Source organism: Methanosarcina sp., from assembly GCF_028693135.1.
Taxonomy (GTDB): Archaea; Halobacteriota; Methanosarcinia; order Methanosarcinales; family Methanosarcinaceae; genus Methanosarcina.
Genome location: NZ_JAQUVZ010000044.1, coordinates 1 through 6,928, shown reverse-complemented (window position 1 = coordinate 6,928; position 6,928 = coordinate 1). Strand labels below are relative to the sequence as shown.

Here is a 6,928-nt window from a genome sequence, read left to right as displayed (position 1 = left end):
GGCTTTTTTCCAGCCATCGGCTATCACCGCTTTGTGTGCATAATTTTACTCCATACAAAGTCCGAGAGGTAATGAATCTCCATTGAAAGCACAAGCCCGATAAGTATCGCCGATCCCGCCCAGAAAGGAAACCTGCCAGTATCAATGTCTAGAAAGATAAACAGGGAATATATCAGGGGATATATCAAAACTAAAGGGGTGAGGGTGAGGATCACCGGGCCGAGTACCGGGTGGTGCAAAACTCCTCTGTGCCTGAACAACCGCTGGTGAGGGCGCCAGATCACCTTTAAGATTCCCCAGCGCCGGTATGGGGTGCTCTTTATGTCAAGATCCGGACTTAAATAGAAAGTCCCAAAAAGATAGGCAAGCGAAAAGAGAACTATTCTCCGGCTCTCCAGATAACTGTCAGGGAAAGGAAGAATTGATCTTTCCAGCAAGGAAAAGAGACTCAACAGTATCAGGAACAGTACAACTATATTTATTTTATCATGCGTTTTTCCAGATGGCACGTTTTTAAACCTGTTTCCGTTTTTTCGAAAAATTGAGGTATTTTCGGATTTTGGGCTGAAAAATAAATACAAATCAGATCTTGCATAGAAAATAAACTGAATAAGACAGGAAGGTCGGGGAAGAAACTGAAATGGAAGAAGCGATCAAGCCTTTCGCTTCTTCACACACTCTTTTAGCTGTTCTTCAAGCCGGATCCTTGAGATAAAAACCCCAAATTGGGTCGCAATGGTTTCAATAACCGTGCGCACACTATCCGAAAGCTCATACTCCATACTCGAGGAAAGATAAAAGGCGGCAATAACCTTTTTTTCGGACCTTACAGGAATTATTGCCGTAGCCCTGAGGTTTTCCTGCCGGAGCGCCTCATCTCTGGAGGTAAGAAGGAGGTCTATGTGCTGCTTATAGACAGGTTGCCCTATCATAACTAGCCTGGCATTTGGAGAATTTGCACTAAAATAAGAGGCATTCTCGACAAAGTTAGGAGAAAGGCCACGATGGATGGCAAGAGTCATATCCCCGGTTTCTTCATCAATAAGATAGATACCACCAGCATTGATTTCATCTATCTGAAGGCACGAATCAAGCAGCCTCTCAAGCGTCTCATCCAGGTGATTTGAAGTGCTCAGAGCAATTCCAAGATCCCTCTGAATATAAAGCAGCTTCTCTTTTCGTTTTCGTTCGGTAATATCAAGAATTATGCCTTTAAGGTAATTTACGACCCCGTTCTCATCGGCTTCGATAAAGGTTCTTTCATCAACCCAGCGTATTTCCCCTGACTTTGTCAGTATTCGGTATTCCTGAGAGAAGTCAACGTTGTCTTCTTCAATCCTTCTTGAGAGCTCTCTTTCGACCCTTTCAAGGTCATCAGGGTGCACAATGTTCCCATACAGAAGTTTTCCTGAGGTGAATTCTTCTACCGTATACCCGAACTGCTTTATGTTCTCAGAAACGAACTCTGCAGGCCAGTACTTCTCTGGCCGCCACAGGAAAACAGTGACAGGTACTCTATTTATTACTGAGATCAGTTCCTTTGCCATCTCAAGTGCATTGCATAAAGCCATCTCATTGAGATATTTAGAGGACTTTTGCCTGCCAATACTTCCGTTTTTAGTCGACTTCGAAGCCACTTTAGCCATCTTATTCTCCATACAGGAACCTTTTACAGGAAGTTATGAAAAAATTTCGCGTATTTAATCTTTTTGCTGCAACTACATAGAAACACGCAATAAATTAAAAAGATTGTGGTTTGAACCTCCAGACGTATCATAATGCAGAGACTCATTAGTGTTTAAACGATGTAATCTCTAAACATAACAATTAGCAAAAAAATAAAAACCGAAGGAAAAACTATATATATCAAATTAAAATTAGGCTTCTTTTTGGGAGGGAGGGGTTCAGGCAAGAGATATTAAGCAAGTTTCTTTAAGAATTCTTTCACAGCTTCATCCTGCCAGCCGTCTATTAATTCCCGGACAGCCGCATCTCTTACGAATTCGTCTTTATCTTTAAGAGCTATCTCCTTAATCAGAGGCAGAGTACCCGGGTCAGCAGGCCAGATTTTTGCAAGTTCCTGAACTGCAGTAATCCGTACGAAATTATCGATGTCATTTAGCAATCTGTCCCTTATAAGGCGGAGCGTTTCAGGCTTTTCATGCCAGGCGTTTGCAAGCTCTTCCATGGCATTTTTCCTGACCGAATAATGTTCATCAAAAACAGCTTTTTCCAGGACCAGTTCAAAAGTCCCGGGCTCTTCAGGCCATAAGGAAGCAAGCATACTGACTGCTGTCCCCCTGACCATATTATCTTCATCGTGAATGCACCTATCCCTAATAAATTCCATAATGTCAGAATCATTCCGCCAGCCGTTTGCAAGTTCCTGGATCGCAACTCCCCTTACAGAATAGTGAACATCCTTTACTGCCCTTTCCTTTATTAAAGAAATGAGATCTTCTCTGGAGGGCCATTTTTCTGCCAGTTCCTGCAAAGCTGCACTCCTTACAGAGTAGTGTTCGTCATTCAGGGCTTTATCCTTGACCAGCTGAAGGACACCCGGCTCTTTACTCCAGTACTTTGCAACGCTCTGGATAGCAATAGCCCTTACAAAACCATCTTTTTCCTCTACAACCCTACCAGTTATGAAATCCAGACTGCAACAGCTTTTACCCCAGCATCTGGAAAGCTCCTGAAGAGCTGTACTCCGTACGAACTTATCTTCCGCATGTTCAGCCCAGTCCCTTAGAAGCTCAAGAATTTCAGGCATGTACTTCCAATTCTCTGCAAGTGCTTTTACAGCAGCCCTCCGGACCTCATAATTAATGTCTTCAGTAGCCCTTTCCCTGATCAGGAACAGGGTTCCAGGGCTTCCTTTCCATAACCTTGCCAGTTCTTGAAGAGCGTTTTTTCGGACAGAGTAATGGCTATCCCTGACAGCCCTCTCTTTGATAAGTTCAAAAATATCATTGTTGCCACTATAATTTTTTGCAAGAGTAAGAAGAGCTTCACTTCTAACCGCATAATTATTGTCTTTTATAGCCCGATCTTTAAGCAGCTCCAGAGACCTAACAGAAATTGTCTCTTTTTCGTCAGGATCTTCAGAGGGATGAGATATAACACTTTCAGGCACTTCTCTCCACCTACGTATTTTCCACCATTAATTTAATATCTACCAGAATAAGATTAACCTGAATAATATATTCAAATATGTTATTTAAATAATACTCAAAGATTTATTTAATTTATTCAGTCAATTCAATAGGTCAATTTAATATATGCCTGGAGACATCTTTATAAATATAATTAGTAAAGAAAATAGACAGATAATTATTAAAGACAGTTACTAAAGGCAATTTCCAGAGGCTTTTTTACATGCACCTGTGCTAAAATAAAGAAAGGGGGATTTACAAATATGGAAGATAGTCTTCAAGGAGTATTGAAAGGACAGAAAATTGCTTATTTCTCTATGGAAATAGGGCTTCGCAATGAAATCCCTACCTATGCAGGAGGGCTTGGCGTACTTGCAGGTGATACGATTCGCTCGGCTTCAGACCTTAAAGTCCCGCTTGTAGCTGTAACTCTGGTTAGTAATAAAGGATATTTCAGGCAAAGTCTTGATGCCTCCGGAAATCAAACCGAACAGATTGAAGAGTGGGACCCTTCACGTTTGATGACCAGACTCCAGCAGGAAGTGAGCATTAAAATTCAGGATAGGGAAGTTAAAATCCAGGCATGGCACTATAACTGCAAAAGCCTGACAGGTGGCTGCGTACCCATTATTTTTCTTGATACCAATGTAGAGGGAAACTCCTGGGAAGACCGCGGGATCACAGATTTCCTCTATGGAGGTGAACAGCCCTACAGGCTCAGGCAGGAAATAGTGCTCGGGATAGGGGGAGTGCGGATGCTTGCGGCACTGGGCTTTAATGTCCGAAAATACCATATGAATGAAGGGCACTCAAGCCTGCTGGCTCTGGAACTTTTGACGTGCAATGGCAAAGACTCTACTAAAGTAAAGGAACTCTGTATTTTTACCACTCACACTCCTGTAGAAGCAGGGCATGACAAGTTCGATTACGGGCTTGTGGAAGACCTGATCCGGGATAAAAACAATGTTGAAATTCTCAGAAGGTTTGGAGGGGCGGACCGTTTTAATACGAGCCTTTTTGCTCTTAACCTGTCAAACTATGTCAATGGCGTCACAAAAAAACACAGCCGGGTCTCAAATGAACTCTTTCCCGGATATTCAATCCAGGCAATAACAAACGGCGTCCACTCTTATACCTGGACCTGTCCTGTTTTCAGGCAACTTTTTGACCACTATCTGCCTGGCTGGGCAAATGAACCCGAACTCCTGGTAAGGATAGGAGGAATCCCGGATGAAGAGATCTGGGAAGCTCACGGGAATGCAAAAAAAGAGCTTATCGATGAAGTTAACAAAAGAACAGGGGCAGGCATGGACTATGAGACCCTGACAATAGGTTTTGCACGGCGTATGGCAGAATATAAACGCGCAACCTTAATCCTCTCCGACCTTGAAAGGCTCAAAAAGGTAAACAGGAGAGGCAGGATTCAGCTTATTTTTGCAGGCAAAGCCCATCCGCATGACGAGGCTGGAAAACAGCTCATAAGAGATATTTTCAAAACCATAGAAACACTTCGAGACGAGATCAAGATTGTCTTTCTGGAAAATTATGATATGAACCTGGCTGCAAAAATGGTTTCCGGAGTTGACCTCTGGTTGAACACTCCAACTCGCCCCTATGAAGCCTCGGGCACAAGCGGCATGAAAGCTGCCCATAATGGAGTCGTAAATTTTAGCGTGCTTGACGGCTGGTGGATTGAAGGGTGGATTGAAGGAGTAACTGGCTGGTCCATAGGGCCTCAGCCCGAAGAACATCTTTCCGTAGAAGAGGCCAGGCTCTCTGAGCTTGATGACCTCTACAACAAACTCTACTACATTATCGTCCCCATGTATTACGACCGCAAAGATGAGTGGTTTAAACTGATTAACAACTCAATAGGTATGGTTGCATATTATTTCAACAGCCACAGGATGATGCGGCGTTATGTTACGCATGCTTATCTGTGAACTTATATCTGTAAACTTCAGGAATCAGGCTGCTCTGAACAATCAGGCAACCTTATTCCGAAACCAGGATGAGTATAGGATAAACTAAAAAAAGTCCAGAAAAGCTTATACTTTGTCGGATGTCAGCCTTTTAACTTTTTCACGGGCACTCTCCGCTTTTGTTTTGAGCCCTTTACTATCCCAGAGGTCGGCTGCAATCTTAAAAGCATTTTCTGCCCCTCTCGGATTTCCAAGTTTCAGGAAAACCATTCCCTTTTCATACCAGGCTTCAGGATGATCGGGTTTCAGACGGGTTGCCTTTTCAAAAGCATGCAAAGCTTCTTTTTCCGAACCGGCTTTAAAGAGGATTTTTCCCCGGAGCTGCCAGGCTTCGGCATTTTCAGGCTTAATCTCAAGGGCTTTTTTAAAAGACTGCACAGCTTTTTCCTGTTCTCCAAGCCTGAGGTGGAGTTTCCCGATTTCAAACAGGGTATCCGGATCATCAGGATTTCTTTCCAGGGCTTTTTCAGATTCGAGGAGTTTCTCTTCACAAAAGCGTATCCTGGCGAGCACTGCATCTTTGCCTTCCCAGGCTTTTTTCTGCACAGGGTTCAGGAAAATCGATTTCTCGAAAGCCTCAAGCGCATCCCGGAAGCGCTCAAGCTTTGTTAAAGCAAACCCCAGGTTAGTCCAGAGCCCTGCATTCTCAGGCTTAATTTCCGAGGCTTTTTCAAATGTTTCAAGAGCTTCTTCATAGCGTTTGAGTTTCAGGAGGGAATTTCCTTTATGGAACATGGCTGCAAAATCCAGAGGTTTTTCTTCAAGCACGCGGTCAAAAGCTTGAATCGCGAGTCTTAGCCTTCCCTGTCTGTAAAGAGCCACTCCTTTTTCGTAGAGGTCTCCTGCCTCTGTGCTTTCCGGACTTCCTTCTTCCCTCTCACCTTCTGGACTGTCTTTTTCAAGCCCGGTTTCAGAGAGGTACCTGAACCCTGCCGAATCCTCCCGGCCAGGCCGAGCATCAAGATATATAAACTCCTCTTTTGGCACAAAGGACTTGCAGATCCATCCGGACTCAGCCTTTCTGTTAGTGATAATACAGTACCCATTTACGTATTTCGAACAGACCTCACAGCAGTAGATGTGCCTCTCCAGACGGTACCGTATCTGGTCAACCTCGGTAGTAACCAGTCCCTGGTTCAGCCGCGTTTTGAAGGTTTCATACGGAAGATTTTTGATTTTAATATAGACTGTTGAAGGAGCAGGAGGGTCCCATTCAAAAGATTTTTCGGTTTGTTTTTTGTGGATCATAATTCTCTTTGAGCGTTTTGGTTTGGGCTTACCGGTGTTTTCGAGTCCTGAGAATATAAGCCTTTTTCGAAGCTTGCAGGTATTCATTTTACTAAAGAACTCATTACCCCAAATTTTAATAATTAAACAAATTAATTAAAGTAACGAATATTTTTATTAATTAGCATTTAGTCAGCATATTTGCTATAAATAAGGGAGGGTAAATTTATGAGTTACAAACAAACACACGGCGTTCCAGCACTATTCTCTTTTTTCATCCCCGGCCTGGGCCAGCTTGTAAAGGGGCAAGTGTCCAAGGCACTTGGCGTCTGGGCAGCCCTGCTAATCAGCGCATTCATGAGCATTATCGGGATCGGGGTTTTAATGGGAATGGTTGTATGGGTTGCGCAGATCTATGATGCCTATAATGCCGAGTCAATTACCCCTCCCTAAAACCTTCGCCTAACGGCTCAGGTTTTTGAGGAAGGGGCTTGTCTAACAAGCTCTGGTTGACCAGATCACCGATTCGGAGTAATGGAAAATCGGTAAACGATAGGAAAGAAATAG

General features: G+C 43.4%; 6 protein-coding genes. 2 read left to right on the top strand and 4 right to left on the bottom strand.

What is annotated here, in order from left to right; translation table 11 throughout:
• Nucleotides 1-23 precede the first annotated feature (23 nt).
• The 3 genes from PHF18_RS14760 to PHF18_RS14750 all read right to left on the bottom strand — a co-directional run bounded on the left by PHF18_RS14760 (nt 24) and on the right by PHF18_RS14750 (nt 3,133).
• Complete coding sequence (locus tag PHF18_RS14760) at nt 24-509, bottom strand: DUF2227 family putative metal-binding protein (protein WP_300104194.1); 486 nt, start codon at nt 507-509, stop codon at nt 24-26.
• Between the two features lie 144 nt (nt 510-653).
• Nucleotides 654-1,658 carry a PAS domain-containing protein gene (locus PHF18_RS14755; RefSeq protein WP_300104192.1) on the bottom strand — a complete coding sequence of 335 codons (1,005 nt, stop codon included), beginning with the start codon at nt 1,656-1,658 and terminating at the stop codon, nt 654-656.
• A 260-nt stretch (nt 1,659-1,918) separates the two neighbouring features.
• Entirely contained in the window at nt 1,919-3,133 is a 1,215-nt protein-coding gene (locus tag PHF18_RS14750; protein WP_300104190.1) for a HEAT repeat domain-containing protein, read from the bottom strand.
• Nucleotides 3,134-3,415: 282 nt separating this feature from the next.
• On the opposite strand from PHF18_RS14750, the gene glgP reads away from it, so the two are divergent.
• Nucleotides 3,416-5,095 carry an alpha-glucan family phosphorylase gene (gene glgP, locus PHF18_RS14745; protein ID WP_300104188.1) on the top strand — a complete coding sequence of 560 codons (1,680 nt, stop codon included), beginning with the start codon at nt 3,416-3,418 and terminating at the stop codon, nt 5,093-5,095.
• A gap of 105 nt (nt 5,096-5,200) precedes the next feature.
• Here glgP and PHF18_RS14740 read toward each other — a convergent pair whose 3' ends face one another.
• On the bottom strand, nt 5,201-6,469 hold the full coding sequence (locus PHF18_RS14740; RefSeq protein WP_300104187.1) for a tetratricopeptide repeat protein: 1,269 nt from the start codon (nt 6,467-6,469) through the stop codon (nt 5,201-5,203).
• Nucleotides 6,470-6,589: 120 nt separating this feature from the next.
• On the opposite strand from PHF18_RS14740, the gene PHF18_RS14735 reads away from it, so the two are divergent.
• The gene (locus tag PHF18_RS14735; protein ID WP_300104186.1) at nt 6,590-6,814 is read left to right on the top strand and encodes a hypothetical protein; all 225 of its coding nucleotides are present in this window, start codon (nt 6,590-6,592) and stop codon (nt 6,812-6,814) included.
• Nucleotides 6,815-6,928 lie beyond the last annotated feature (114 nt).